This window comes from Streptomyces sp. NRRL F-5650 (genome assembly GCF_000721365.1).
GTDB classification, from domain to species: Bacteria; Actinomycetota; Actinomycetes; order Streptomycetales; family Streptomycetaceae; genus Streptomyces; species Streptomyces ardesiacus.
The window spans coordinates 1-24,179 of the sequence record NZ_JOGV01000035.1 but is presented as its reverse complement, the minus strand read 5'-3'; the positions used below and the strand labels follow the sequence as shown (position 1 = coordinate 24,179).

Genomic DNA, 24,179 nt, shown 5'->3' with positions numbered 1-24,179 from the left:
GCTCACTCCCGGGACTGCCTGAGCAGCCAGACGAAGTAGGGGGCGCCGACCAGGGCGATCATGAGGCCCGCCGGGATCTGGGCCGGTGCCACGAGGGTCCGCCCCAGGGCGTCGGCGACGCAGACCAGCACGGCACCGAGCAGCATCGCGACCGGGACGGCACGGCTGTGCCGGGCGCCCACCAGCGACCGCGCGAGGTGCGGGGCGACGAGTCCCACGAAGCCGACGACGCCGACGGCGACCACGCCGAGCGCGGCGAGCACCGCGGCGATCCCGAGGGCGAGGAAGCGGGTGCGTACGACCCCGACACCGACGATGCGCGGGGTGTCCTCGTCGACGGCGAGCAGGTCCAGCCGGCCGCGCAGGGCGAACAGTGCGGGGAGCGCCAGCAGCAGCGCCACGGCGACCGGCACGACGTCGGGCAGGGTCCGGCCGTAGGTCGTGCCGGACAGCCACGTGAAGATGCGCGGGGTGTTGTACGGGTCGGCGCGCAGCAGCAGGAAGGTGGTGACCGAGCTGAGCCCGTAGCCGCAGCCGATGCCGATCAGCACGAACCGGTCGGGCAGGAAGCCGCCGCGCCAGGACAGCAGGGCGATCACCGCGAACGTGGCGAGCCCCGCCGCGACGGCCACGGCGACGAGGACCGGCTGCCCGCCGGGCACGCCCGCCGTGACCACGCCTGCCGCTCCCAGTCCGGCACCGGCCGTGATGCCGAGTACGCCGGGTTCCGCCAGCGGGTTGCGCACCACGCCCTGCACGACGCATCCGGCCAGTCCGAGGGCCGCTCCGGCCAGCACCGCGGCCGCCACCCGCGGGACCCTGTCGTCGAGTGCCTGGCCGATCAGGTCCGGCGCGCCGCCCCGGGCCCAGAGCACGAGGTCCCCGGTGCGCAGCCAGAGGCTTCCCGCCAGCACCGCCGCGAGGGCCGCCACCGCCAGGAGGACCAGCGCCGCGCACACCACGAGGAGGAACGCGCGGTGCGAACGCGCGGCGACCCGCGCGCTCGGAGGCCGCCGCACCTGTCCCGTGTCCCGCAGGCGCAGCGCGAGGACCACGATCACGACCGAGCCGAGCAGCGCGGTCGGTACGCCGGTGGGTATGGCGGCGGCCCCGTCCGCGCCCTGGACCGCGCGCAGCACCGCGTCCGCGAGCAGGATGAGCAGCGCGCCGGCCAGCCCGGCCGCGGGGACCGCGTACAGGTGCCGGCGCAGGGCCCGGACCCGCCCCGCGATCAGGCGGATCACGACGGGGGCGCCGAGGCCGACGAAGGAGATCGGTCCGGCGAGTGTGACCGCCGTGCTGGTCAGCAGCACCGCGCAGAGCACCACGGTCACGCGGGTGGTCCGGATCGGCACACCGAGACCGGCCGCGGTGTCGTCGCCGAGGTGCATCACGTCCAGGCGCCGGGACAGGGCCAGGGCCAGGCACAGCGCCACGGCCAGGACGGGCCAGGCACGGACCGAGGCGTCGATGTTCACCTGCGCGAGCGAGCCGCTGCCCCAGGCGAAGAGGCCGGTCGTGTTCTGGTCGAACAGGACGAGGAGCGATCCGGTCGCCGCGTCCAGGGCCATCGCCGTCGCCGATCCGGCGAGGATCAGGCGGGTACCGGCGGTGCCCGCGGCCCGTCCCGCCAGCAGCAGCACGAGCGCCGCCGCGGCCAGGCCGCCGGTGAGGGCGACGGCGCCCGAGGCCCACAGCGGGACGGCGAGTCCGAAGGCCGCGACCAGGGTCAGGGTGAAGTGGGCGCCGGCGGTGACCGCGAGGGTGTCGGGTGAGGCGAGCGCGTTGCGCGTGACGGACTGGAGCAGCGCCCCGGCCGCACCGAGGGCGAACCCGACCGCCACTCCCGCCAGCAGACGCGGCAGGCGCGAGCCGATGAGCACCTCACCGACCGGGTCCTGGCCGGCGTGTTCCCGTTGCCCGGTGAGGTGGCGCACCAGGTCGCCGGCGCCGACCTGCGAAGTCCCCTGCGTCAGGTGCCACATGCCCACCAGGGCGACAACGACGAGGAGGGCGAGGAGGACGGCGGCTCCGGCGGGCCCGGTGCGGCGCTCGCCGCGCGGCAGCGGGTGCCCGCCGGGTGCCGGCACCCGCGGTGTGGTGATCTCTCGCGACGTGCTCACTTGGCGCGGTGTGCTCACTTCTTGTCGAGTACGTCGACGTAGGCGTCGATCGCCTGCTCGCAGGAGCGCGGACCGCCTGCGCCCCACACGCGCGCCGGGAACGAGTGCGCGCGGCCCTCCTTGACGGCCGGGAGGGTCTTCCAGATCGGGTTCTTCCGCAACGCCGCGACGTAACCGCCGGCTCCCTCGTCGTTGGCGTAGAAGAGGTTGGCGTCGCCCACCGCGGTGAGACCTTCGACGTCGGTCTGGGCGAGGCCGTAGGAGGGGTCGACGCCTCCGTCGCCGTGGTCCTTGTTGACGGCGTCGGTCCAGGCGGGCTTCATGCCGAGTTCCTTGCCTATCTCGGTGAACAGGGCGCCGTCGCTGTAGGGGCGGACGGTGAGGTTGCCGCCCTGGAGCCAGCCGTCGAAGAAGAGGAAGTCCTTCGTGGGCAGGTCGGCGTCGGCGACCCGCTGCTTGGCGCTCGCGAGGTGCTCGTCGAACTCCTCGAGCACCTGGTCGGCCCGCTCGGTGCGGCCCGTCGCCTTGCCGATCATGGCGAAGACCTCCCGCATGTTCCCGATCGGGTCGTCCGGGTCCGCGCCGCGCGTGGCCATCACGGGTACGCCTCGCTTCTCCAGCCGTGCGACGGTCTCGTCCTCGGCGTCGAAGGCCTCCACGACGACGAGGTCCGGCTTGGCCGCGTAGAGGGTGTCGAGGTCGGGTTCCTCACGGGTGCCGATGTCGGTCACCCCGCTCGGCAGCTTCTCCGCGCTGACCCAGGTGCTGTATCCCTTCGCGTCGGAGACGGCGGTGGGCGTGACGCACAGCGTCAGCGCGTCCTCGACCTGCTGCCATTCCAGGACCGCGATCCGCTGGGCGGGCTTGTCCAGTTCGACCTGCCGGCCGACGCCGTCCTTGAAGGAGACCGGGCCGGTCGAGGTGGTCGTGGTGTCCGAGGCGCAGTCCTTGGACGCGGGCGACGCGCCGGTGCCGCCGCCGGCCTCGGCCTTGTCGACGTCGGTCGTGCCGCAGGCCGTTGCGGCGAGGAGGACGAGCCCCGTGGAGGCTGACGCCGCCAGGCGACGGACACGGTTCATGAAGGGGCCTCTTTCTTGTTCTTGTGCGGTGTCGCAGTGGTGTGGAGTGGGTGGGGGCCGTGTGCGAGGGCCCGGGTGCGGGCGGCCCGAGCCCTGCCTCAGGCGAGGTGCCGGCCGATGGGGTCGGTGCGCAGCCGGCCGGTGCGGGGGTCCGCGGCGGCCTCGACGCGCATGGCGTACACCTCGCCGATGTTGTCGGCGGTGAGGACGCCGGTGGGCGCGCCCGCCGCGTGGACGCGTCCGGAGCGCAGGAGGACCAGCGTGTCCGCGACGCGGGACGCCCGGTCGAGGTCGTGCAGCACGATCCCGACGGCGATGCCGTGCTCGTCGACGAGGTCGCGCACGAGGTCGAGGGTTTCGATCCGGTGGCGCAGGCCCAGGTGGTTGGTCGGTTCGTCGAGCAGTACGACGCCGGTCTCCCGGGCGAGGCAGGCGGCGAGCCGGACCCGCTGCTCACGGGCGAACTCGCGGGCGCTGAGCGGCGCCGCGTCGCGCTCGGGCCGGCCGCCGCGGCCGCCGAGCGCCACCCGGCCGCCGTCCGTCCGGTGCAGTCGGGACAGTGCGCGCAGGAGCGTGGACTTCCCGCTGCCGTTCGGCCCCACGGGGGCGGCCACGCGTCCGGCCGCCAGGTCCACCGAGACGCCGTGGACGACCGGTTTGCCGTCGTACCGCAGCTCCGGGCCGTACCCGTTGAGGGCGGCGGAGGGTGCGGCGGGGACGGCGGCCGGGCCACCGGTGTGGCGGGCGGGGCGTGTGATCATCGATGCGTCCGGAGGGTCGGAGGGGCGGGGTTGCGGCACCCCTGTCCGCCTGCACCGGACGGACCGGGCTCGCCCGTGTGCGGGCAGCACCGATCACGGCGAGCAACAACTAAGGGTTACCTAACTCCGAGAAGGCTATATTCCGCTTGCGGTGTCCACAATCAGGAGTTCTCGACACCCGATACGGGATTCCGGACATCACCGGATCCGTCCGCGGCGTCGAAGAACGCGCCGGGCGTGGTGCCCATGACGCGTCGGAAGGCGGCGATGAAGGAGCTGGGCTGTGCGTAGCCGAGCGTCTCGGAGACCGTCGTCACGTCGACGCCCTCGGACAGGAGCGTCAGCGCCCGATGCACCCGGAGCATCTGCCGCCACTGCGCGAAGGAAAGACCCGTCGCCTGCCGGAAGGCGCGGGTGACGGTGCGGTCGCTGAGGCCGAGCCGCAGGGCCCACTCCGCCAGCGAGCGGCAGTCGGCGGGGTCGTCCAGCAGGGTCTCGACGAGCGCGTCGATCCTGGCGTCGTCGGGCACCGGCAGCGCGAACTGGCGGTCGGCCGGCCGGAGCACGTCGAAGACGACCGCCTCCGCCCGTGTCCTGGCCGCCGCGTCGAGATCGGTACGGGACAGGTGGGTCAACAAGGATTCGAGCAGCGGCGTCATGGCGATCGCCTTCGGCTCCCCGAACGCGATCGGCGTGCGGTCGGGGGCGAAGAAGGCGTCGTGGAAGCGCGCCCCCGCCGTCGCCCTGCCCCCGTGCACCACTCCGGCGGGCATCCACAGCCCGTGCCCCTCGGACACGGTGAAGACCCGGTCCGCGACGCGTGACGTCAGTGTTCCGCCGCGCACCCAGACGAGTTCGTGCAGGGGGTGCGAGTGCGGCGCCCATTCGGTGGGGACGCGGGAGACCCGGAACCCGGCGGTGATGGCGAACGGGCCGCCCGGCTGCTCCGGGAGCGCCACGCTCCGGTGCACGACGGTGCCCGCTTCCCGGCGCCACATCCCGGGGCTCGCCTCACCACGGGACGATCGGACCATGCGGCCGAGCATATCCGGGGGCCGCCGACCGGCCCCGAAGGGCGGTGACCGGCACCTTCCACGCACGACCGACGCACGACCTAGCCGGAGGGCGCCTCGTCGGCGAGCCGATTGCTGCGGTCGATCTCCGGCATGTGTGTCTCGGCCCAGACCCGCAGGGCGGCGAGCGGCTGTTCCAGGGACAGGCCCAGCTCGGTGAGCCGGTAGTGGACGGCGGGCGGCACCGTGGGTTCCACCCGGCGCGCGACCAGGCCGTCCCGGGCCAGGCTCCGCATGGTGACGGAGAGCATCTTCTGCGAGATGCCGGGGATACGGCGGCGCAGTTCGGCGAACCGCAGCTCGTCCGGAGCCTCCTCGGCCAGCACCTTGACCGCCATCGACGTCCACTTGGTGCCGATGCGGTCGAGCAACTGGCGGGTCGGGCAGCGCGGGTCCAGCAGGTCGCCGCGCTCACCGGGCCGCCGGCCGGGTTCGCCGGTCCTCGGGGTGGTCACTCGGGGCTCACCACCTGAAGGGAAAGTGCCGTCTTGGAGGGGCCAGTTTAGTTCCCTAGCGTGACCTGGTCACCTTTCCTCACCCCTCCTCACCCCTCCCTCCCTCATCACCTGGAGCCCCCATGCCCGAACTGCGGCGCATCCCCGTCAACGGTGTCGAACTGAACGTCGCCCTCGCCGGTTCCGGCCCGGCCGTCCTGCTGCTGCACGGGTTCCCGCACACCTGGGAGCTGTGGACGGACGTCATGGCCGGCCTCTCGGGCCGCCACCGCGTCGTCGCGCCGGACCTGCGCGGGTTCGGCGCGAGCAGCCGGGCCGCCTCCGGGTACGACGCGGGCACGCTGGCCGAGGACGCCGCGGCGCTCCTCACCGCGCTCGGCGTCTCCTCGGCCGCGGTGGTGGGCATCGACGCGGGTTCCGCGCCGGCCTTCCTCCTCGCCCTGCGCCGCCCCGGTCTCGTCCGGCGCCTGGTCGTCATGGAGTCCCTCCTGGGCGGGTTGCCCGGCGCCGAGGACTTCCTCGCCGGCGGTCCGCCCTGGTGGTTCGGCTTCCATGCGGCCGGGCCCGGCCTCGCCGAGACCGTGCTGGAGGGCCACGAGGCCGCCTACGTCGACTGGTTCCTGCGCACCGGCACGCTCGGCGACGGGGTGCGCCCCGGGCTCCGCGACGCCTTCGTCCGGGCGTACACCGGGCGCCAGGCGTTGCGGAGCGCGTTCGCGTACTACCGGGCGCTGCCCGAGAGCGCGGCGCAGATCGAGCGCGCCGTCGCCACCGCCCGCCTGACGGTGCCGACGATGGCGCTGGGCGCCCGGCCTGTCGGTGCCGCGCTGGAACGCCAGCTCCGCCCGGTCACCGACGATCTCACCGGCCACCTCCTCGAGGACTGCGGCCACATCATCCCGCTGCACCGCCCGCGCGCCCTGCTCACACTGCTGCGCCCGTTCCTGGCCGGCGGGGACGGGAACGCGGCGTGATCGGAGGCCGGGACCCGGACGGGCCCTGCCCCCGGTTCCCGCGGGCGGGCAGGGATCACGCGATCATGCGGCTGGCGCGGCCGGCGAGGGCGACGAGCAGCGCCACCGCGACGAGGACACCGCTCGCCCAGAGCGGCCCGAGGGTCCCGGCTCCGCCGTCGAGGGTGGCCGCGGCGACGACGGGGCCGACGGCGGCGCCCACGTTGAGGGCCGCCGTCGCGTACGCGCCGGCCATGGTGGGGGCTCCCGCGGCCTCGTAGAGGACCCGGGTGATCAGCGTGCCGCCCAGCGCGAACGACAGCGCGCCCTGCACGAACACGAGGACGAACAGAGCGCCCGGCTCGGCGGCCAGCATCGCCAGGGCCGGCCAGCCGACGAGCAGCAACGGACCGCCGACGGCGAGGACCGTACCGGGTCGCCGGTCGGACAACCGCCCGGCGACGGTGACACCGGCGAAGGAACCGGCGCCGAAGAGCACCAGAGCGGCGGAGACCCACGACTCGTCCAGTCCGGCGCCGTCGGTCACCACGGGGGCGAGGAAGGTGAGGCTCCCGAAGGTGGCCGCGTTCACGAGCGCGCCGAGCAGCATGGCCAGGACCAGCCGCGGCCGTGCGAGCCGGGCCAGCTCGCTTCGCAACGCCGGTCCGCCGGTGGCCCGGTTGGCCGCGCGTCCCGCCGGGATCCCCGTCAGGATGCCGAGGGCGGCCGGCAGGCAGAGGGCGGCGACGGCCCAGAAGGCGGCCCGCCAGCCGAGCCATGTGCCGAGCACCGCGCCGCCGGGAACACCCGCGATCGTGGCCAGCGTCGTGCCCGCCAGCAGTACGGCCAGCGCGCGTCCCTTCCGGTCGGGCGGAACCAGGGCGGCGGTGGTCGTCAGGGCGACGGCGAGGAACCCCGCGTTCGCGAGCGCGGCGACGACGCGAGTGGCGAACAGGGTGGGGAAGCTGGTGGTGACGGCTGCCACGACATGGGCCGCCGCGAAGACGAGTACGAACACCAGAAGGGCGGCGCGGCGGGGCCAGTTGCGGGCGAGCGCGGCCACGAGAGGGGCACCGACGACCATGCCGATCGCGAAGGCCGAGGTGAGGGCCCCGGCCGTCGCGACGGTGACGTCGAGGTCCGAGGCGATGTCCGGCAGGAGGCCGGCGAGCATGAACTCCGAGGTGCCCATGGCGAAGACGGCCAGGGCGAGCAGGTACAGCGGGAGAGGCATCGAGTGGCTCCGAGGTGAGAGAAACACGAGAGGTCATCTCGTCACCGCGGCCGGCCCCGGGCACGGCGCACTCTCGTCGCACCGCGGAAGCGGTGCGGCGACAGGGCTGCGGACTCAGTGGTTCAGGGGGCCGACGGCGTGACCGCAAGCCCCCGACCTGTCCGACTCAGGACTCGACATGGCGCGCACGCTACCCGACCGATGCCCGTGGGAGCACGTCGGTTTCACGGGCGAGGAGGGTCAGGCCGAAGGTGCGGACCGACCGTGACCGCGGAGTTCCTCGTTGAGGCGCTGGGCCTCCTCGAGCTGGTCCTCAAGGATGATGATGCGGCAGGCGGCCTCGATGGGCGTGCCGGAGTCGACGAGTTCGCGAGCACGGCCGGCCATACGCAACTGATAGCGGGAGTAGCGGCGATGCCCGCCTTCGGACCGCAGCGGCGTGATCAGACGGTGCTCGCCCAACGCTCGCAGGAAGGCCGGCGTGGCACCGATCATCTCGGCAGCCCGGCCCATGGTGTAGGCGGGATAGTCGTCGTCGTCGAACTTGTCGGTGGGGCGGGTACTGCGAGGGGGCATAGACCTCTTCTTCCGGGAACGCGTCGAGGGGCCCGAGCGCCGTACGGCACCCGGGCCCCGAGCTTTCAACACCATCTGCCGGCTGACTGCACCGGCCTTCTCTTGTCGCAGGTCCACCCGCGAGGGCGGTACTGCGGGGATCGCGGCTGCGTGACCGGGGACCACCTTCCAATCCGGGGTCTGCGGTACCCGGGGGGACATCGTCCCGACCCCGGGCGATCCTGATGGCGTTCTGCTCCTTACCTCTTCCGTCAATCCGTACGGACCGGCGACAGGTACTGCTGCGCGACCCCTGGGGCCGCTCCTGTCGCCGGCCTGCTTGCGCGGCAGTCCGTCCCTGCCGCGCCTTACTGACTTTCGGCTACGTCCATGACACTAACCCCCGCGAGCCCGAATGTCTACTCCGGGCGCTACAGATTTTCTGCAATGGCGACTGCTTCGAATCTGCTTCTCCGGACTCCGGGCCGAACCCGTCACCGACCGTCCTCGTCCGACGGCGCCCCGTCCCGCGGGGTCCCGGTGAGGCGACTGGCGAGGCGGTACCTCACCGTCACGTCGCGATAGTCCCGCCCGGGCTCCACCCGTCGGGGCAGGTTGGTCCGCTCGGTGCGGGACACCGACGCGCGCGCTCCGCTCCCCGGAAAGGAGACGCGGGTCCGTGGCGACTCCGCGAAACGCAGCCGGTCGCCGCCGACGACGGCGTCGAAGGAGACTTCGGGGGCGGGACCCGCGGTACGCCCGGCGGGGGCCTCGGCGGCCGAGGGTCCGGACGGCCCCGTTCACGGCGGCTCTTCGCGCTTCCCGGCACTCCGGCGCGCGGTGGGGCGCGCCGCCCCTGACCCGTCATCGCGGATACGGCGCCGTCGGGGAGGGTTTCCGCCCCCGGCCGCCTCCGGGGTGCGTCGAACGCGTCGCCCGGCAGCCTGTCCGGCCTCCCGCGCCGCGTCGCCCGCGCCCGCGCCCGCGCCGGCCCTGTCCGCCACGCCTCCCACCTCGGCGACGGCTTCCCCCGCCCTCCCGCCGACGCCCTCGACGGCATCACCGACGTCCTGAGCGACCTCTCCCACAGCCTCACCCGCGGCGCCGCCGACGTCCTCGACCGCGCTGCCGGCCCCCTCCCCCACGTGCCGCACGGCGCTCCCGGCACCCCGGCCCACGTCGCCCGCGGCCGACCCGACGCCGCGGGCCAGTTCCTCCAGGATCTGCGGGTTGCGGTCGAGCGTGGTGAGAACCCGGTTGATGATCAGCGCGACGTTGTCCAGGCGGACCTCGAGCCGGGCCTGTGCCTCGACCCCCGAGATGCCGAGGTGGACCTGGCCGAGCGCGACGTCGGCGCCCACGTTCAGCTTGAGCAGGTCGAGCACCTCGGCCTGCAGGGACACCCGGGCCCGCAGGTCCTCGACGTCGAGGTCGATCTCGTCGACCTTCAGCCGGGGGACGTCCAGAAAGACGTCGGGCCCGCGCCCCGCCGGGCGCCCCGCCGCCGGATCGTCGCCCTGGACCGCGGCGTCCTCCTGCGCCGTCCCGTCGTCGTACACCCCGTCGTCGTACGGCTCAGGCTCCTCCGCGGCGTCCGTCGTGCGGTCGCTTCCGTCCTCGGCGTGCTGCTGCATCGCTGCGCCTCCAGGAACTCGCCGAACTGACCCTTCGGAATTTCATCCCATTTTGACCAGTATGGCGAGTTTGAGGCCCTATGCCGATCCCGGCGGCCGCGGTGGAGTCGCACCCGGTGAGGCAGCGGGTCCCGGCACGACGGCGGGCCCGGTCGAGCGACCGGGCCCGCCGTTCGGGCAGCCACGCGCGGCACGCACCTGGGCCTGCCGGCTACCAGCGGTACCAGCGGCCCCTGCGGCCTCCGCTGCCGGCGGGCCGGACGAGGAAGCCCAGCAGCCACACGACGAGCACGACGACCGCGATCCACCAGAGCGCCTTCAACGCGAAGCCCGCGCCGAAGAGGATCAGGGCCAGGAGAAGCACAAGAAGCAGGGGAACCATAGTTATCAACCTCCAGACCACCGAATGCCCTTGCCTCCGCAGGGCAAGCCACCAAAACGCACGTTAATTCCGTGGCGCGGCGGGCAGACGCGACAGTCGGCGCCGGCGCCGCAGGGACCTGCCGCATCGCCGGGGGGGGGACTCGGACATGTGAGCCAAGGATGACGGCGGGCCGTTTCCGCCTGCCGACGTCCCTGCCGCTGCCAGGATCCCGACAGGGAACGCGCCGGTGGGGGCGTGGGTGAGGCGGGGCGGGTGGGTGTGAACGAGCGCGCTACTGCCGGACGTGCGGCGACGCCCGGCACGGTGGACCAGGGCGGCGAGCCCGCCGCAGCACGCGCCGTGCCCAGGCACGTGGCCTGCGTGATGGACGGGAACGGCCGGTGGGCACAACGGCGTTCGCTGCCCCGTACGGCGGGTCACCGGGCTGCTGAGGCCACGGTCGTCGAGATCATCGAGACGGCCCGGTCGGCGGGTGTCGAGTGGCTGACCCTGTACGCGTTCTCCACCGAGAACTGGAAGCGGCCCGGGGCGGAAGTCGACTATCTGATGGGCCTGGTCCGCCGGGTGGTGCGCAAGCACGCACCGCTCCTGCTCGCCCGCGGCATCCGCTGCCGCTTCCTCGGGGTCACCGACCCCCGCATTCCCCTCGGACTGGCCCAGGACTTCGCCGACCTGACGACGCTGACCGACGGCAACCGGGGCATGACGCTGACCGTGGCGTTCGATCACGGCGGACGCAGGGACATCGTCGAGGCCGCGCGGTCGCTCATCCGGAGCGGGACGCCGGCGGACGAGGTGACCGAGGACCTCTTCGCCCAGCACCTGCCGTTCCCCGACACACCCGATGTGGACCTGGTCATCCGGACCTCCGGCGAGCAGCGCATCTCCAACTTCATGCTCTGGAAGGTCGCCTACGCCGAGTGGACGTTCCCCGACGTGCTCTGGCCGGACTTCCGGGCCCCCGACTTCCTGGCCTGCCTGGACACCTACCGGCGCCGCGACCGCCGCTTCGGCGACGTACCGCCCCCGACGAACGGAGACCCACGATGACGACCGACACGAGCCGCACGCACACCGGGCAGCCCGACGACGAACCCCCCTTGTTCGCGCCGGGTTCACGGTTCCACTCCTTCTTCGACGATCCGCGCTGGGCCCTCGGCATCATCCGTGCGACCGTGCTGGAGGCGGCCCACCCCCAGATCGGCGCGGCCCTCGCAGACAATTCCACCTTCGTCGCCCACCCCTGGCGCCGGCTCCGCAACACCTTCCTGAGCATGCGGCGCATGTACAGCGGCGACCCCGCGGTACGGGAGCGGGAGGCCGCCCGGCTCAACCGGCTGCACGCGCGCATGAGCGGCTCGGACTCCCGTGGCCGGCCCTACGACGCGATGGACCGCGCCACCCGCGCCTGGGTGGTCGCCACCCTTTTCGAGAGTGCCGTCACGATGTGCCGACTGAGCGGCCAGCCTCTCGAACAGGACACGATGGAACGGATGTACGCCGAGTACCGCGCGTTCCTCGCCGCCCTTGACGGCGACGCCGGAGAACTCCCCGAGAACGTCCAGGACTTCTGGACGTACTTCGACCGGGTCGTCGAGGAGGAACTGGAGAACACGGAGGCGGCCCGCATCATCCTGTACCGGCTGTTCGACCACTTGCCCGCCCCGGCGCTGCTCGGCGGCGCGCCGACCCTGTGGGCGGCGGGCCGGGCCGTCGCCGGGCCGCTCCTCGGCGCGATCACGGTCGCCTCCCTCCCCGAGCCGTACCGGCGGCGGGCCGGCCTGCCGGAGATGCCCGGCGCCGAGACCCTCATGCGGGGCGCCTACCTCACCGCCGGACTGGCCCGCTTCCTGCCCGAGGGCTGGCTCGACGCGGAGAAGGTCATCGAGTTGCTCACGCTCTCCCCCACGACCGACGACCCCAGCGCCCGGACCGTGACCGCCCTGCGCGGCCGTATGGAGCAGGCCGCGGCCCTGCTCCGCCTGATCACCCCCCTGGGCGGCTCCGACGGCCCGGTGCCCGCGGGCGCGCACGCGAGCCGACGCCCCGCGGAGGAGTTCTTCCGGCAGGTCCTGGACCAGACCGGCGACGGCCACCTCGACTGGCCGGACCTCGCGGCCATGGCGCGGGAACTGTCCACCCGGCTGGACCTGGACGAGCCCGAGGAGACCCGGCTCTACGACGCCTTCGCCGCCTGGTGGCGCGAACTCCAGGGCGCCCTCGACACCGACGGTGACGGCCGCGTCAGCGCCGCCGAGTACGCCGCCGCCGTCCCCGCCATGGCCGGGCCCGCGCTGATCCGCGTCGCCGAGGTGCTGTTCGACGCCACCGACAGGGACGGGAACGGCACCATCGACGCCGACGAGTACCGGGCGCTCTTCCGCACCGCCTTCCACCGCGACCTCGCCACCGGTGACTCGGCGTACGGCCGGAGCGCCTTCGTGGGCGACTTCGTCTCCTTCATGTCGGGAGGCCGCACGAGCGCCCCTTACGACCCCCTCTTCGCGGACTCGTAGGCGCCGGCCGACGGGCGGGCGGGCGGTGCCGGCCACCGCCTTGATAGGCAAGCAGCGACTTGCCTATAGTGCCGTGGTGGCCGACGAACTCTTCAAAGCCCTGAGCGACCGCACGCGGCGCATCATCCTCGACGAACTCGTGCGGAAGTCCGGACAGACCCTGTTCGAGATCTGCTCGCGGCTGAGCATGAACCACGGGCTGGCCATCTCCCGCCAGGGGGTCTCCCAGCACCTCGCCGTACTCGAGGCCGCCGGGCTCGTGAACTCCCGGCGCGAGGGCCGCTGCAAGTACCACGACCCGAACACCGCGCCACTGAGGCACATCACCGAGCGATGGCCGGTCCCCGGCACGTCGAAAGCGAAGGAGACCACCCCATGAGGATCCACCTGACCAGCGTCTTCGTCGACGACCAGGCCAAGGCGCTGCGGTTCTACACCGAGGTGCTCGGCTTCGTGAAGAAGCACGACGTGCCGGTGGGGGAACAGGACAGGTGGCTGACCGTCGTCTCCGCCGACGAGCCCGACGGCACCGAACTCCTGCTGGAGCCCGCGGGCCACCCGGCCGTCAAGCCCTACCGCGACGCCCTCACCGAGGACGGTATCCCCCTCGCCCAGTTCACCGTCGACGACGTCCACGCCGAGTACGAGCGCATGAGGGCCCTCGGCGTCCGCTTCACCCAGGAGCCGCTGGAGGCGGGCCCCGTCACCACCGCCGTCTTCGACGACACCTGCGGCAACCTGATCCAGATCTCCACCCGGCCGCGGTGACGGCCCCCACCACCCCACTCCGCGACGGCGGGCGACGCCTCCCGGCCGACCCGGCTCCCGTCGGTCCTGGACGTCCGCGGCCCCGGATTCCCCGTCGTCACTCCCTCTGCGGCGAGGGCCGGGGGGTGCCCAGCTCAGGTCATGTCGGGGGCGTGCAGCAGCAGTTGGGCCACCGCGATGCCGGCGACCACGATGGCCGCGCGGAAGGGCCACCGGCTGCGGGTTCCCGACCGCACCGCCGTGCCCGCCACGGCGGCGGCCACGGCCGCCCCCGCCAGCACCCGGTCCGCGGCCCCGGTCGAGCCGGGCGGTCCCACGACGAGCACTCCCACGGCGGCCGACATCACGACCGGCGCCAGCCGGCGGCAGGCAGGCCGGCGCAGCCGCTGGGGCAGCCCGCGCACCCCCGTGGCGAGGTCGTCCTCGATGTCCGGCAGCACATTCGCGAGGTGGGCTCCCACGCCCAGCAGGGCCCCGGCGGCCGTGGCCCACCAGGCGGGCCAGGCCGACAGCGGCGGGCCGAGGGTGACGAGGGCCGGCAGGGAGGCGAAGCCCACGGCGTACGGCAGCGGCGAGAGGACCGTCCGCTTCAGCCGCAGGTTGTACGCCCAGCCGGCGGCCACCCCCACCAGGTGGGCCGCTCCCGCGGCGAGCCCGCAGAACAGGGACAGCGGTACGCACAGGACAAGGGCCGTGCCCGCCGCGACGGCGGCAGCGGCACGCGGAAGCTGCCCGGTGCCCACCGGCTTGTCACCGCGTCCGCAGGCCGTGTCGCGCCGTGCGTCGACCGCGTCGTTGCACCAGCCGATCGAGAGCTGGCCGGACAGTACGGCGAGGGACACCGCCACCGACCCGCCCGGCCCGCGGCCGGCTCCGGCCGCCAGGGCCGCCACGAAGACGGTGACGGCGGCCGTCGGTTCCGGATGGCAGGCGCGCAGCAGCGCCACGACCGTGCCGGACGAGCGCGGGAGAACCCCGGACGGGTGGAGTGACACATAGGCACGGTAGTGGGAGCGCCGGCCGAGGAAGGCATGGGCGACATGCGTGTCCCCGTGATCGTCGAGCCTGCTCCCGCCCCGTCCACTCCCCCTGCCACCGCGCGCCGCCCTTCGCCCCCGGCCGCGACGGGCCCCCGCATCGCCGCCGTGCGGTGCGCGCTGCCCCCGCACCGGTACGCCCAGGACGAACTCACCGGGCTCATCGGCGACCTGTGCCTGCCACCCGGTGCGGACCGCGCCCTGCTGCACCGGGTGCACGCGGCCGCGGGGGTGCGCACGCGTCACCTCGCCCTGCCGATCGAGCGGTACGCCCGGCTCGGTGACTTCGGGCGCCGCAACGACGCGTGGATCGAGGCGGGTCTCGAACTGGGCGAGGAGGCCCTTTCGGGCGCGCTGCGGGACGCGGGACTGGCACCGGCCGACGTCGACCTGCTGGTGTTCGCCTCGATCACGGGCGTGGCCACGCCGTCGCTCGACGCCCGGCTGGCCGGACGCATGGGGCTGCGCCCCGACGTCAAACGGCTTCCGCTGTTCGGGCTCGGCTGCGTCGCGGGCGCCGCCGGTCTGGCCCGGGTGCACGACCACCTGCTCGGGCATCCGGGCGACACCGCCGTACTGCTCACCGTCGAGCTGTGCTCGCTGACGCTCCAGCGCGGTGACGGCTCGCGTGCCAACCTCGTGGCCGGGGCGCTCTTCGGCGACGGCGCGGCCGCACTCGTCGCGCACGGCGGCGACGGCAGCGGCAGCGGCAGCGGCAGCGGCAGCGGCAGCGGCACGGTCGAACCAGCGGCCGGTCCCCGCGTGGTCGCCACGCGCAGCCGGCTGTACCCGGGGACCGAGCATCTGCTCGGATGGGAGATCGGTGCCACCGGCTTCCGCGTCGTGATCGACGCCGGTGTCCCGGACATCGTCCGGGGCCGCTTCGGCCGGCACCTGCGCGCCTTCCTGGCCGAGCACGAGTTGACCGTCGACGACATCGGAACCTGGATCTGCCACCCGGGTGGCCCGCGGGTCCTGTCGGCGGTGAGCGAGAGCCTGGGCCTGGCCGACGACGCCCTGGACTCCTCGCGGCGCTCCCTCGCCGCGGTGGGGAACATGTCGTCCGTGTCCGTGCTGCACATTCTCGAGGACGTCCGGGCCCGTCGTGAACCGGAGCACGGCACGTGGGGCCTGCTCCTGGCGATGGGCCCGGGGTTCTGCTCGGAACTCGTCCTCCTGCGCTGGTGAGGTGCTCTCATGCCGTGGTACACGCTCCTGGTCCTCGCCGTCGCCGCCGAACGCGTGGCCGAACTCGTCGTCGCCCGCCGCAACGCGGCGTGGACGCTCGCCCGCGCCGGCATCGAGCACGGCCGCGGCCACTACCCCGTGATGGTCGCCCTGCACACCGGGCTGCTCGTGTGCTGTCTGCTCGAAACCCTGCTCGCCGACCGTCCGTTCCTGCCCGCCCTGGGATGGCCCATGCTGGCCCTGGCGCTCCTGGCGCAGATCCTGCGCTGGTGGTGCGTCGCGACGCTCGGGCCCTACTGGAACACCCGGGTGATCGTCGTCCCGGGAGCGCGTCTGGTCGGTGCCGGACCCTACCGCTTCCTGCGGCATCCGAACTACGTCGCGGTCGTGGTGGAGGTGGCCGCCCTGCCCCTGGTGCACTCGGCGTGGCTGACCGCGACCGTCTTCACCGCGGCCAACGCGTTCCTGCTCTCCGTCCGCCTGCGCTGTGAGAACACGGCCCTGGCCCAGGCGGCGCCCGCGTGAGTGCCCGCCACGACCTGGTGATCGTCGGAGGCGGACCCGCCGGTCTCGCCACCGCCCTGCACGCCGCGCGCGCCGGTCTCGACACGGTCGTCGTCGAGCCGCGACCCGCCCCGGTCGACAAGGCCTGCGGCGAGGGGCTGATGCCCGGCGCGGTCCGCTCGCTCGCCGCACTCGGCCTGGAGGTCCCCGGCGTCCCCGTCGGCGGCATCCGCTACGTCCAGGGCGCCCGCCGGGTCGAGGCCGCGTTCCGCCGGGGCTCCGGCATGGGCGTGCGCCGCACCGACCTGCACGGCGTGCTGCACCGCGCCGTGCTGGCAGCCGGGGTGCCCGTGCTGCCGCTGCGCGTGGGAGAGGTACGGCAGGACGGTACGGGCGTGACCGTGCCCGGCACGGGGCTGCGCTGCCGGTGGCTGGTCGCGGCGGACGGCCTGCACTCACCGGTGCGCCGCGCCCTCGGCCTGGAGGTGCGAACCCGTGCCGCCCCCCGCTACGGGCTGCGCCGGCACTACGCGGTGACGCCCTGGTCGCCGTACGTGGAAGTGCACTGGGGCGGGGACGCGGAGGCGTACGTCACCCCGGTCGGTCCCCGGCTCGTCGGCATCGCCGTGCTGACCACCCGGCGAGCCTCCTTCACCGCCCACTTGGAGGGCTTTCCGGGCCTGGTGGCCCGCCTGCCGCGGGACCGGGCCGTCACCCCGGTGCGGGGCGCCGGGCCCCTGCGGCAGCGGGCCCGCACCCGGGCCCACGGCAGGATCCTGTTCGTCGGCGACGCCGCCGGCTACGTCGACGCCCTGACCGGTGAAGGCATCGCCCTCGCGCTCGTCGGCGCCGAGGCCCTGGTCGCCAACCTGCGCCGGGGCACACCGGGCCGTTACGAGACCGACTGGCTCCGGGCCACGCGCCGGCACCGACTGCTGACCGACCTCCTGCTCCGAGCCCGCCTCCAGCCCGCGCTCGCGCCCCGCATCATGCCCACGGCCGCCCGTCTGCCCCGCGTGTTCTCGGCAGCGGTCAACGCGCTGGCCTGAGCCGCGGTCTACGGCGTCGTCAGTCAGGCGCTGAGGCGTTCGCCTTCCGGTTCACGGGTCGTTCGACGCGTATCGTCCAGACATGGACACCCCTGATTCACCCCGCGTCCTCGTCATCGGGCTCGATCCGCACCGGGTTCCCGGGCCGTGGGATCCCGAGCCGGCGGCCAAGGCGATCGAGGCGGGGCTGACGAAGTTCGCGCGGCATGGCGTGGGCGTGGAGACCTGCCTGATCGGCCTTGACGGAAGTGACGACGTGGCGGTGGTCGTCGGGACGGCGCTGCGGTCCCGTCCGTGGGAGTGCGTCACCATCGGCGGTGGCCTGCGGCACTCGGACGATCAGGTCGAACTCCTGGAGCAGGTGGTCAACCTGGTCCGGCGGTACGCACCCGACGCGGCCATCGCGTTCAACAGCACCCCCGACACGACCTACGAAGCCGCTGCCCGCTGGATCGAGTGACGACGGCGAACACGCGACTCGTCCACGGCCTGTGCGCCGGCTGCGCCGCCCGGGTCCTCGGTGCTTCTCACCCTCCAGGTCGCCTTTCGTCTTCAGGTACACCTGGCGGAGCGCCTCCAGCAGGCGTTCGGCGATGCCGTGCAGGGCCCAGGGGTTGGCGTCGTAGCCGAAGAGAGAGCCACCGGGAAGCACAGTAAGGGTCACCGCAAGAGGGCGGGACATACATCCGGTGTGATGGTCGGTATGCTCGCCGCCATGCCCACGCCCCCTGCGCCTTCGTCGTCCCAGGCCACCGAGGCCTCACGGGAGCGCGATGACGCCTGCCCGGGCGCGCTGCGGCTGCACGCCGCCGGAGACGGTCGGGATCTTCGTCTCACCTCACGGGGCAATGTGCAGCTCCGGGGGCTCCTCGACGGCTGCGGAGCGGAACTGGCCGGCCTGCTCGACGGCGTGGGCCTGCTCCGTTCGCACGCGCACGACCGGGTGCGAAGCATCGTCGCCTCGCCGTTGTCCGGTCTGGACGGGGGCCGCGAGCGGGATGTACGGCCCCGGTTGGAGTCCCTCGACAGCGCGCTGTGTACGAGCGAGGCGGTGCGGGAGCTGTCGGGCCGGTTCCTGTTCGCACCCGACGACCGACGCGGGGACGTGGCCGCGCTCGGAGCCGACGTGGCCGTGTGGCGCGAGCTGATCCGGACCGCCACCGCCACCGCCGGCACCCGGCCCGGCGAACTGCGCCTGACCCCGCGGACACCGGCCTGGTCACCGAAGCCTCTCCACCCTGGCCGCGCGTCGGCACCCCCGTCGGTCGGCCGGGGTGCGGCAGGACCCGGTCCGGCGTGCGGACCGACGCGGCGCGCGCCCTGGCCGCCGCGGGCCACTCGCGCCTGCCGCTGTACTGGTCGGGCCGCGAACGGCGTTGCGGCCGGCCGCAGGGCGACCGGATCGACGTGGTGGCCGCGCCGGGCGGCGGCTGCCGCCTCACCGAGACCGTCCGGGACCGGCCGCCGCGCACTGTCCCGCTGGACGCCACCGCCTGCCTCGGCACAGCCTTGGCGGCCCTCCCCTCATCCGCCGTATGACGACCGAGAGCAGCGAGAAGAACATCGTGACCACGTACGACTACGAGAAGGACGGGCCGGCCATCTACCGCCAGTCCTTCGCCACCATCCGCGCGGAGGCCGACCTCACGGCCCTGCCCGCCGACGTCGGCCGGGTCGCGGTCCGGATGATCCACGCCTGCGGGATGGTCGACCTCGTCCGCGACCTGTCCTGGTCCCCCGGGGTGGTCGGCCGCGCCCGTGAAGCCCTCCGCGCCGGCGCGCCGATCCTCTGCGACGTGCAGATGGTCGCCAGCGGTGTCACGCGCAAGCGGCTGCCCGCGCACAACGACGTCCTGTGCACCCTGTCCGACCCGGCCGTGCCCGAGCTGGCCGCCAGGCTCGGCACCACCCGCAGCGCCGCTGCCCTGGAGCTGTGGCGCGACCGGCTGGAGGGCGCGGTGGTCGCCGTCGGCAACGCGCCGACCGCGCTCTTCCGCCTCCTGGAGATGATCGAGGAGGGGGCGCCCCGGCCGGCCGCCGTCATCGGCGTGCCCGTCGGCTTCGTCGGAGCAGCCGAGTCCAAGGACGCGCTGGCCGCCCACCCCTCGGGCCTGGAGCACCTGGTCGTGCGGGGCCGTCGCGGCGGCAGCGCCATCGCCGCCGCCGCGCTCAACGCGATCGCGAGCGAGGAAGAATGAGCGGCAAGCCGTACGGGGTCGGGCCCGGTCCCGGCGATCCGAGGTGCGCCGGGTCCTGGAGGGTCCGGGCCGGCCGGCGGCGGAGCGCGCCGAGCTCGCGCTGCAACTCGCCTGCCGGGGACGGCGGGTGGCCGTCGTGCCGGGCGGCGGCCCCGGGGTCTTGGCCATGGCCACCGCCGTACTGGAGGCCGCGTCCACGCCGGAGTACGCGGACGTGCGCGTGCTGCCCGGGGTGACCGCCGCCCATGCCACCGCCGCCCGCGCGGGCGCCCCGCTCGGCCACGAGTACGCCGCGGTCTCCCTGTCCGACCGGCTCAGGCCATGGGAGGTCGTCGCGGAGCGGCTGCGCGCGGCGGCCTCGGCGGACCCGGACCGGGCCGAGGTCGGCATGCGCACGATCCTCCTGATCGGCTCCTCGCAGACACAGGTCGTACGGCGCGGAGACGGTGAAGTGGTCGTCCGGACCCCCCGCCGCTACCCGGCGACGTGAGGTCCTCCTCGCCCCGGGGGCAGGCGGCGCGCGTGTGCCTCCCGGACGCACCGCGCCGCCTCCTCGGGCGTGGCGACGACCGGCACCCCTTCGGGCACCGGTGGTCGGCGCACCACGACCACGGGCACCCCGGCCTCACGGGCGGCCGCCAGTTTCGGCGCCGTGGCCGCTCCCCCGCTGTCCTTGGTGACCAGCACGTCGATCCGGTGCCGGAGCAGCAGCTCCCGCTCCCCGTCAAGGGTGAACGGGCCGCGGTCGAGCAGCACTTCCGTGCGGGGCGGACAGGGTGCCTCGGGTGCGTCGACGGACCGTACGAGGAACCACAGTCCGTCCAGGCCGGCGAAGGCCGCGAGGCCCGTCCGGCCGGTGGTCAGGAAGACACGCCGGCCCAGGGAGGGCAGCAGCGCGGCGGCCTCCGCCGGCGAGCCGGCCTCGTGCCAGTCGTCCCCCTCGCCCGGCGTCCAGCCGGGGCGGCGCAGCGCGAGCATGGGGACGCGGGCGGTGGCGGCGGCGCCCGCCGCGTGGAAGCTGATCGTGCCGGCGAACGGGTGCGTGGCGTCGACGAGCAGGTCGACCGCGTGCCCGCCGAGCCAGGCGGCGAGGCCCTCGGCGCCGCCGAAGCCGCCGACACGCACCTCGCCGGGCGGTGTCCGGGGCGCGGACACCCGCCCCGCCAGGGAGGTCGTCACTCTCAGCCCCGGGAGCGGCTCGGCCGCCAGCACCTCGGCGAGACGGCGGGCCTCCGTGGTGCCACCGAGGATCAGCACGTGCACGACAGACAGCTCCCCTTCATACGATCCCGTCCCGTGAGTGAGACATGAGCAGCGAGGCCAAGGGCGGTCGCAGCGCCCAACTCAAGCACACCGGTCTGCGGCCCGGCTGGACGACCGGTGCCTGTGCCACCGCGGCGACTACGGCCGCGTACACCGCCCTTCTCACCGGCGACTTCCCCGACCCGGTGACGATCACGCTGCCCAAGGGGCAGACGCCGTCGTTCGCGCTGGCGGCCGAGGAGCTGACGGACGGGCACGCGACGGCGGGGATCGTGAAGGATGCCGGTGACGACCCGGACGTCACCCACGGGGCGCTGGTCCGGGCGACGGTACGGCGGCTGCCGGCGGGGGCCGGGGTCGTCTTCCGGGCGGGTCCCGGCGTGGGCACGGTGACCCGGCCCGGTCTGCCTCTGCCGGTCGGCGAGCCCGCCGTGAACCCGGTGCCCCGCCGGATGATGCGGGACCACGTCGCCCTCGTCGCCGAGCGGCACGGCGGCAGCGGCGACGTGGAGATCACCCTCTCCGTCGACCACGGCGAGGAGATCGCCCGCTCCACCTGGAACCCGCGGCTCGGTATCCTCGGCGGGCTCTCCGTCCTCGGTACGACCGGGATCGTCGTGCCGTACTCGTGCTCGGCGTGGATCGACTCGATCCGGCGCGGGGTGGACGTGGCGCGGGCGGCGGGCCGGACGCACGTCGCCGGGTGCACCGGCTCGACGTCGGAGAAGACGGTCGTCGCCGAGTACGGTCTGCCCGAGGACGCCCTGCTCGACATGGGGGACTTCGCGGGCGCCGTGCTGAAGTACGTCCGGCGCCACCCCGTGGACCGTCTGACCGTCTGCGGCGGCTTCGCCAAGCTTTCCAAGCTCGCCGCGGGCCATCTCGACCTGCACTCCGCCCGTTCCCAGGTGGACAAGGGCTTCCTCGCCGAACTGGCCCGGCGCGGCGGCGCGGACGAGGCGCTGGCCGGCGAGGTGGCCGGGGCCGGCACCGGGCTCGCCGCGCTCCAGCTCTGCCGGGCCGCCGGAGTACCGCTCGGCGACCTGGTCGCGACGGCGGCCCGCGACGAGGCCCTCGCGGTGCTGCGCGGTGCGCCGGTCACGGTGGACGTGATCTGCATCGACCGGGCCGGCACGGTGGTGGGCCGCAGCGCCCCGGCCTGAGCACGCGGGCCCGCCTGCGTGGCGACCGGGCCCACCCGGAGGCGGTTGCCGTCCGGGTCCCTGAGTCCGAGCTCCCGGCTCCAGGGGGCTTCCTCGGTCCGGAGGCCGGACTCGAGGACCTCGGGGTCGTGGGAGGCGGCCGAGGGCGCCGGGGAGCGCACTTCACGGGCTGCCACCTGTGCAAAGCCGGTCGGGTGCACATCACCGCAGATCCTCACCGCGGGACCCGGCGGGGCACATCGTCGGCCAGCCCGCAGTCACCGCACTTCGAGCCGTTCGGCGCGCGGTAGTAGAGGCAGCAACTCCGGCGGCGGAACGCGAGGTCGGGGCCGGTGAGCACTCCGGTGCCCGCCAGGCATCCCGTGTCCAGCAGCGCGGTCGTGAGGCCGGTGAGCGGGCCGCGGACGGCGGGACGGAGTGCGAGCAGGGCGTGGGCCGCACCGGCGAGTGCCGAGGCCGAGTTGCCGTCCAGCAGGCGTGGGGCGACCTTGACGCGCAGTCCGTCGGCCAGTGCCGACAGATGGCGTGTCACCTGCTGGTACAGGGCGCGGGCGGGGCCGTCGTCGAGCCGGTCGGCGTACCAGCCGGCCGGGCGGGGCAGCCGGAGGGCCGGTCCGTCGTCGGCCCGCTCCAGCCCCTCCAGGTCGGGGACGATGCCGTGCAGGACGACGCAGGCCAGGGCCGGTGACCAGAGGCGGGCGGCGTGACCGAGCTGGGCGATGGAGACGTCGACGCGCGGTTCCGGGGTGCGGTGCCGGCGGGCGACGGCTTCGGCGAGGTCGGTGAAACCCGCCGCGTACGAGCGGACGATCGGATGCCAGCCGTCGTCCCGGCCGCCGACCCGCAGGGCGAAGAAGCCGCCGAGGCCGGCCACGTCGTGCAGGGCGGCGGTGACGGACGCGGTCGAGGCACGGGCTTCGTGCATGCTTCGGGTCCTCCCTTGGGCTCTCTGTCCGTAGGGTCAGGAGGCCGTACGCCGTCGGGGCGGCGTGATGGCGTACAGGTCGAGGATGTCCGGCGGGGGTGCGACGCCCGGTCCGCCGGCACGTGCCCAGGTGACGATGTCCTCGGTCGCGTCCGGGTCGTTGACCAGCCCCAGCCAGACGGGCCGGGCGCCTTGGGCCCGGCCTTCGGCAGAGGGCTGGACGACGATGACGTTGGCGTGTTCGCAGACGTCGAGGCAGTCGGAGACGCGTACCGGTGCGGCGGCACGCAGGCGTTCGGTCTGGGCCGCGTGGTCGACGCCGGTCACCTTGGGGCTGCCGCAGCAGCAGTCTCGGCACACGACGATGCGGCACGGCACGGGGCCGGTGGCCGTCGCGGGCCCCTCGTCGTCCGTCGTCGGTCCGGTCGGCGTTGCGGGCATGCGGTGCCGTTCCTCTCTCCGGGGAGATCCGCCCCGGTGGTCCGTCGAGGAGGCGACCGCGTGAGTCTCCTGGCTCTCGGGTCAATGCTGGTCCCGGCCTTCCCACCCGGGCCCGGGCAGTGGCCTGTCGGGACTCGCTCGCCGATCACAGTGGCGGGACCGCGCCGGATTCACACCGGCTTCCTCGTTCCGCCGTCGCCCTGTCGTCGGTCATCATCCCATCCCGGTGCACCCTCCGGTCCGCGCGGTGCCGGCCGTCAGTCCGTCTCCTGGGCGTGGGGGGCCGTCGCGGGCGGACGGGTCGGCCGGTCCCACTCGCCGTCGCGGCCGGACACCGCGACGGCGACCGGCCCGAGGACGACCCCCGCGACGACGCCCCGTCCCGCCGCCCGCGCCCACCAGCCCGGCCGGGTCGCGCGCCCGCCGGGTGGCCCCAGCCGTTCGGCCCGCCGGGCGGGCCGCGGCAGGCGGACCAACAGCATTACCGCGAACGGGAGTTGCAGCAGTCACAGGACGGTGCGCGGCCACTCCCCGTACCGGACGTTGGTTCCGTGGAGCAGGGTGTGCCACACGCTCAACACGTAGACGACGATCACGCGGCGGTGCAGCCGTCGCCTTGTGTTCGCTCCGATGCGGTGCCGGACGTAGAACAGCAGTCACAGCGTAGGATCATCTGGTCATCGCCGCGACGGGAGACAGGAAGCCGGTGCGAATCCGGCACGGTCCCGCCACTGTGACCGGGGAGCGCCCCTCCGACATGCCACTGCGCGCCGCGCGGGAAGGCGGAGGGAACGTCGATCCGGGAGTCAGGACACTGGTCCGTCGCGGGCCCGTCCCAAGGAGCGCGGACTCCAGGAGGCTTCACGTGTCCCCTT

Annotated in this window: 25 protein-coding genes, 2 pseudogenes and 2 riboswitches; of the genes and pseudogenes, 13 read left to right on the top strand and 14 right to left on the bottom strand. The window is 74.1% G+C overall.

Going from position 1 to position 24,179, the window contains the following annotated elements; translation table 11 throughout:
* Window positions 1-2: 2 nt before the first annotated feature.
* The 5 genes from IG88_RS0126815 to IG88_RS0126795 all read right to left on the bottom strand — a co-directional run bounded on the left by IG88_RS0126815 (window position 3) and on the right by IG88_RS0126795 (window position 5,491).
* Complete coding sequence (locus IG88_RS0126815) at window positions 3-2,123, bottom strand: iron ABC transporter permease (protein WP_420712103.1); 2,121 nt, start codon at window positions 2,121-2,123, stop codon at window positions 3-5.
* Between the two features lie 14 nt (window positions 2,124-2,137).
* On the bottom strand, window positions 2,138-3,202 hold the full coding sequence (locus tag IG88_RS0126810) for an iron-siderophore ABC transporter substrate-binding protein (protein WP_031046339.1): 1,065 nt from the start codon (window positions 3,200-3,202) through the stop codon (window positions 2,138-2,140).
* 98 nt (window positions 3,203-3,300) lie between these two features.
* Complete coding sequence (locus IG88_RS0126805) at window positions 3,301-3,963, bottom strand: ABC transporter ATP-binding protein (RefSeq protein WP_031046335.1); 663 nt, start codon at window positions 3,961-3,963, stop codon at window positions 3,301-3,303.
* A gap of 161 nt (window positions 3,964-4,124) precedes the next feature.
* Window positions 4,125-4,997 carry an AraC family transcriptional regulator gene (locus IG88_RS0126800; protein ID WP_063760647.1) on the bottom strand — a complete coding sequence of 291 codons (873 nt, stop codon included), beginning with the start codon at window positions 4,995-4,997 and terminating at the stop codon, window positions 4,125-4,127.
* An 80-nt stretch (window positions 4,998-5,077) separates the two neighbouring features.
* On the bottom strand, window positions 5,078-5,491 hold the full coding sequence (locus tag IG88_RS0126795) for a winged helix-turn-helix transcriptional regulator (protein WP_031046315.1): 414 nt from the start codon (window positions 5,489-5,491) through the stop codon (window positions 5,078-5,080).
* 122 nt (window positions 5,492-5,613) lie between these two features.
* Between IG88_RS0126795 and IG88_RS0126790 the strand changes: the two genes are divergently transcribed.
* Window positions 5,614-6,465, top strand: coding sequence for an alpha/beta fold hydrolase (locus IG88_RS0126790; protein ID WP_031046312.1), 852 nt, complete (start codon window positions 5,614-5,616; stop codon window positions 6,463-6,465).
* A gap of 55 nt (window positions 6,466-6,520) precedes the next feature.
* Here IG88_RS0126790 and IG88_RS0126785 read toward each other — a convergent pair whose 3' ends face one another.
* From IG88_RS0126785 to IG88_RS0126770, 4 genes are all read right to left on the bottom strand, one after another.
* Complete coding sequence (locus IG88_RS0126785) at window positions 6,521-7,678, bottom strand: Cmx/CmrA family chloramphenicol efflux MFS transporter (RefSeq protein WP_031046309.1); 1,158 nt, start codon at window positions 7,676-7,678, stop codon at window positions 6,521-6,523.
* A gap of 240 nt (window positions 7,679-7,918) precedes the next feature.
* Window positions 7,919-8,254, bottom strand: coding sequence for a MerR family transcriptional regulator (locus IG88_RS0126780; protein WP_031046306.1), 336 nt, complete (start codon window positions 8,252-8,254; stop codon window positions 7,919-7,921).
* 779 nt (window positions 8,255-9,033) lie between these two features.
* Complete coding sequence (locus IG88_RS44500; RefSeq protein WP_234332315.1) at window positions 9,034-9,867, bottom strand: hypothetical protein; 834 nt, start codon at window positions 9,865-9,867, stop codon at window positions 9,034-9,036.
* A gap of 211 nt (window positions 9,868-10,078) precedes the next feature.
* Window positions 10,079-10,249 (bottom strand): hypothetical protein, encoded by a 171-nt coding sequence (locus tag IG88_RS0126770; RefSeq protein WP_030399537.1) that lies wholly within the window; start codon window positions 10,247-10,249, stop codon window positions 10,079-10,081.
* A 306-nt stretch (window positions 10,250-10,555) separates the two neighbouring features.
* Between IG88_RS0126770 and uppS the strand changes: the two genes are divergently transcribed.
* The 4 genes from uppS to IG88_RS0126750 all read left to right on the top strand — a co-directional run bounded on the left by uppS (window position 10,556) and on the right by IG88_RS0126750 (window position 13,536).
* On the top strand, window positions 10,556-11,302 hold the full coding sequence (gene uppS / locus IG88_RS0126765) for a polyprenyl diphosphate synthase (RefSeq protein ID WP_267884670.1): 747 nt from the start codon (window positions 10,556-10,558) through the stop codon (window positions 11,300-11,302).
* A complete protein-coding gene (locus tag IG88_RS0126760) occupies window positions 11,299-12,768 on the top strand; it encodes an oxygenase MpaB family protein (protein WP_031046303.1) in 1,470 nt (489 codons plus the stop codon). The genes uppS and IG88_RS0126760 overlap by 4 nt, the downstream gene beginning before the upstream one ends.
* Before the next feature lie 76 nt (window positions 12,769-12,844).
* Window positions 12,845-13,147, top strand: coding sequence for an ArsR/SmtB family transcription factor (locus IG88_RS0126755; RefSeq protein ID WP_031046300.1), 303 nt, complete (start codon window positions 12,845-12,847; stop codon window positions 13,145-13,147).
* Window positions 13,144-13,536 (top strand): VOC family protein, encoded by a 393-nt coding sequence (locus tag IG88_RS0126750; protein WP_031046297.1) that lies wholly within the window; start codon window positions 13,144-13,146, stop codon window positions 13,534-13,536. Before IG88_RS0126755 ends, IG88_RS0126750 begins: the two co-directional genes overlap by 4 nt.
* A 134-nt stretch (window positions 13,537-13,670) precedes the next feature.
* Here the strand turns inward: IG88_RS0126750 and IG88_RS0126745 are convergent, their stop codons facing one another.
* Entirely contained in the window at window positions 13,671-14,531 is an 861-nt protein-coding gene (locus IG88_RS0126745; protein ID WP_037836763.1) for a UbiA family prenyltransferase, read from the bottom strand.
* 45 nt (window positions 14,532-14,576) lie between these two features.
* Here IG88_RS0126745 and IG88_RS0126740 point away from each other — a divergent pair, with 45 nt between their 5' ends.
* The 7 genes and pseudogenes from IG88_RS0126740 to IG88_RS0126710 form a co-directional block, all read left to right on the top strand.
* A complete protein-coding gene (locus IG88_RS0126740; protein WP_420712104.1) occupies window positions 14,577-15,761 on the top strand; it encodes a type III polyketide synthase in 1,185 nt (394 codons plus the stop codon).
* 9 nt (window positions 15,762-15,770) lie between these two features.
* Entirely contained in the window at window positions 15,771-16,286 is a 516-nt protein-coding gene (locus IG88_RS0126735; RefSeq protein WP_031046291.1) for an isoprenylcysteine carboxyl methyltransferase family protein, read from the top strand.
* Window positions 16,283-17,314: an NAD(P)/FAD-dependent oxidoreductase gene (locus IG88_RS0126730; protein WP_031046289.1), complete on the top strand. Its 1,032-nt coding sequence runs from the start codon at window positions 16,283-16,285 to the stop codon at window positions 17,312-17,314. Before IG88_RS0126735 ends, IG88_RS0126730 begins: the two co-directional genes overlap by 4 nt.
* Window positions 17,315-17,396: 82 nt before the next feature.
* Entirely contained in the window at window positions 17,397-17,774 is a 378-nt protein-coding gene (locus tag IG88_RS0126725) for a hypothetical protein (RefSeq protein ID WP_031046286.1), read from the top strand.
* Between the two features lie 836 nt (window positions 17,775-18,610).
* The gene (locus tag IG88_RS45325; protein ID WP_051852074.1) at window positions 18,611-18,853 is read left to right on the top strand and encodes a hypothetical protein; all 243 of its coding nucleotides are present in this window, start codon (window positions 18,611-18,613) and stop codon (window positions 18,851-18,853) included.
* Window positions 18,850-19,512, top strand: coding sequence for a precorrin-8X methylmutase (locus IG88_RS0126715; RefSeq protein ID WP_031046283.1), 663 nt, complete (start codon window positions 18,850-18,852; stop codon window positions 19,510-19,512). The genes IG88_RS45325 and IG88_RS0126715 overlap by 4 nt, the downstream gene beginning before the upstream one ends.
* A 49-nt stretch (window positions 19,513-19,561) precedes the next feature.
* Window positions 19,562-20,002: pseudogene (locus IG88_RS0126710) on the top strand (SAM-dependent methyltransferase); the annotation flags it as partial.
* On the opposite strand, the gene IG88_RS0126705 reads toward IG88_RS0126710, so the two are convergent.
* Window positions 19,987-20,775, bottom strand: coding sequence for a cobalt-precorrin-6A reductase (locus tag IG88_RS0126705; protein WP_031046276.1), 789 nt, complete (start codon window positions 20,773-20,775; stop codon window positions 19,987-19,989). The pseudogene IG88_RS0126710 and the gene IG88_RS0126705 sit on opposite strands and share 16 nt — an antisense overlap.
* Window positions 20,776-20,819: 44 nt before the next feature.
* Here IG88_RS0126705 and IG88_RS0126700 point away from each other — a divergent pair, with 44 nt between their 5' ends.
* Window positions 20,820-21,938, top strand: coding sequence for a cobalt-precorrin-5B (C(1))-methyltransferase (locus IG88_RS0126700; RefSeq protein WP_031046274.1), 1,119 nt, complete (start codon window positions 20,820-20,822; stop codon window positions 21,936-21,938).
* A 214-nt stretch (window positions 21,939-22,152) separates the two neighbouring features.
* On the opposite strand, the gene IG88_RS0126695 is transcribed toward IG88_RS0126700, so the two are convergent.
* The 3 genes and pseudogenes from IG88_RS0126695 to IG88_RS39115 all read right to left on the bottom strand — a co-directional run.
* Window positions 22,153-22,863: a (2Fe-2S)-binding protein gene (locus IG88_RS0126695; RefSeq protein ID WP_031046272.1), complete on the bottom strand. Its 711-nt coding sequence runs from the start codon at window positions 22,861-22,863 to the stop codon at window positions 22,153-22,155.
* A gap of 36 nt (window positions 22,864-22,899) precedes the next feature.
* On the bottom strand, window positions 22,900-23,304 hold the full coding sequence (locus IG88_RS0126690; protein ID WP_063760646.1) for a hypothetical protein: 405 nt from the start codon (window positions 23,302-23,304) through the stop codon (window positions 22,900-22,902).
* 62 nt (window positions 23,305-23,366) lie between these two features.
* Window positions 23,367-23,493: riboswitch (cobalamin riboswitch) on the bottom strand.
* A gap of 68 nt (window positions 23,494-23,561) precedes the next feature.
* Window positions 23,562-23,960 (bottom strand): annotated as a pseudogene (locus tag IG88_RS39115) (hypothetical protein); the annotation flags it as partial.
* Window positions 23,961-23,999: 39 nt separating this feature from the next.
* A riboswitch (cobalamin riboswitch) is annotated at window positions 24,000-24,121 on the top strand.
* Window positions 24,122-24,179: the final 58 nt, after the last annotated feature.

Coding starts and splice junctions, on each gene's coding strand:
- IG88_RS0126740 (WP_420712104.1), top strand. CDS start 14,577: ATGCGTGTCCCCGTGATCGTCGAGCCTGCTCCCGCCCCGTCCACTCCC.
- IG88_RS0126760 (WP_031046303.1), top strand. CDS start 11,299: ATGACGACCGACACGAGCCGCACGCACACCGGGCAGCCCGACGACGAA.
- IG88_RS0126805 (WP_031046335.1), bottom strand. CDS start 3,963: ATGATCACACGCCCCGCCCGCCACACCGGTGGCCCGGCCGCCGTCCCC.
- IG88_RS0126735 (WP_031046291.1), top strand. CDS start 15,771: ATGCCGTGGTACACGCTCCTGGTCCTCGCCGTCGCCGCCGAACGCGTG.
- IG88_RS0126800 (WP_063760647.1), bottom strand. CDS start 4,997: ATGGTCCGATCGTCCCGTGGTGAGGCGAGCCCCGGGATGTGGCGCCGG.
- IG88_RS44500 (WP_234332315.1), bottom strand. CDS start 9,867: ATGCAGCAGCACGCCGAGGACGGAAGCGACCGCACGACGGACGCCGCG.
- IG88_RS0126780 (WP_031046306.1), bottom strand. CDS start 8,254: ATGCCCCCTCGCAGTACCCGCCCCACCGACAAGTTCGACGACGACGAC.
- IG88_RS0126790 (WP_031046312.1), top strand. CDS start 5,614: ATGCCCGAACTGCGGCGCATCCCCGTCAACGGTGTCGAACTGAACGTC.
- IG88_RS0126690 (WP_063760646.1), bottom strand. CDS start 23,304: ATGCCCGCAACGCCGACCGGACCGACGACGGACGACGAGGGGCCCGCG.
- IG88_RS0126750 (WP_031046297.1), top strand. CDS start 13,144: ATGAGGATCCACCTGACCAGCGTCTTCGTCGACGACCAGGCCAAGGCG.
- IG88_RS0126810 (WP_031046339.1), bottom strand. CDS start 3,202: ATGAACCGTGTCCGTCGCCTGGCGGCGTCAGCCTCCACGGGGCTCGTC.
- IG88_RS0126725 (WP_031046286.1), top strand. CDS start 17,397: ATGGACACCCCTGATTCACCCCGCGTCCTCGTCATCGGGCTCGATCCG.
- IG88_RS0126785 (WP_031046309.1), bottom strand. CDS start 7,678: ATGCCTCTCCCGCTGTACCTGCTCGCCCTGGCCGTCTTCGCCATGGGC.
- IG88_RS0126715 (WP_031046283.1), top strand. CDS start 18,850: ATGACGACCGAGAGCAGCGAGAAGAACATCGTGACCACGTACGACTAC.
- IG88_RS0126695 (WP_031046272.1), bottom strand. CDS start 22,863: ATGCACGAAGCCCGTGCCTCGACCGCGTCCGTCACCGCCGCCCTGCAC.
- IG88_RS0126770 (WP_030399537.1), bottom strand. CDS start 10,249: ATGGTTCCCCTGCTTCTTGTGCTTCTCCTGGCCCTGATCCTCTTCGGC.
- IG88_RS0126700 (WP_031046274.1), top strand. CDS start 20,820: ATGAGCAGCGAGGCCAAGGGCGGTCGCAGCGCCCAACTCAAGCACACC.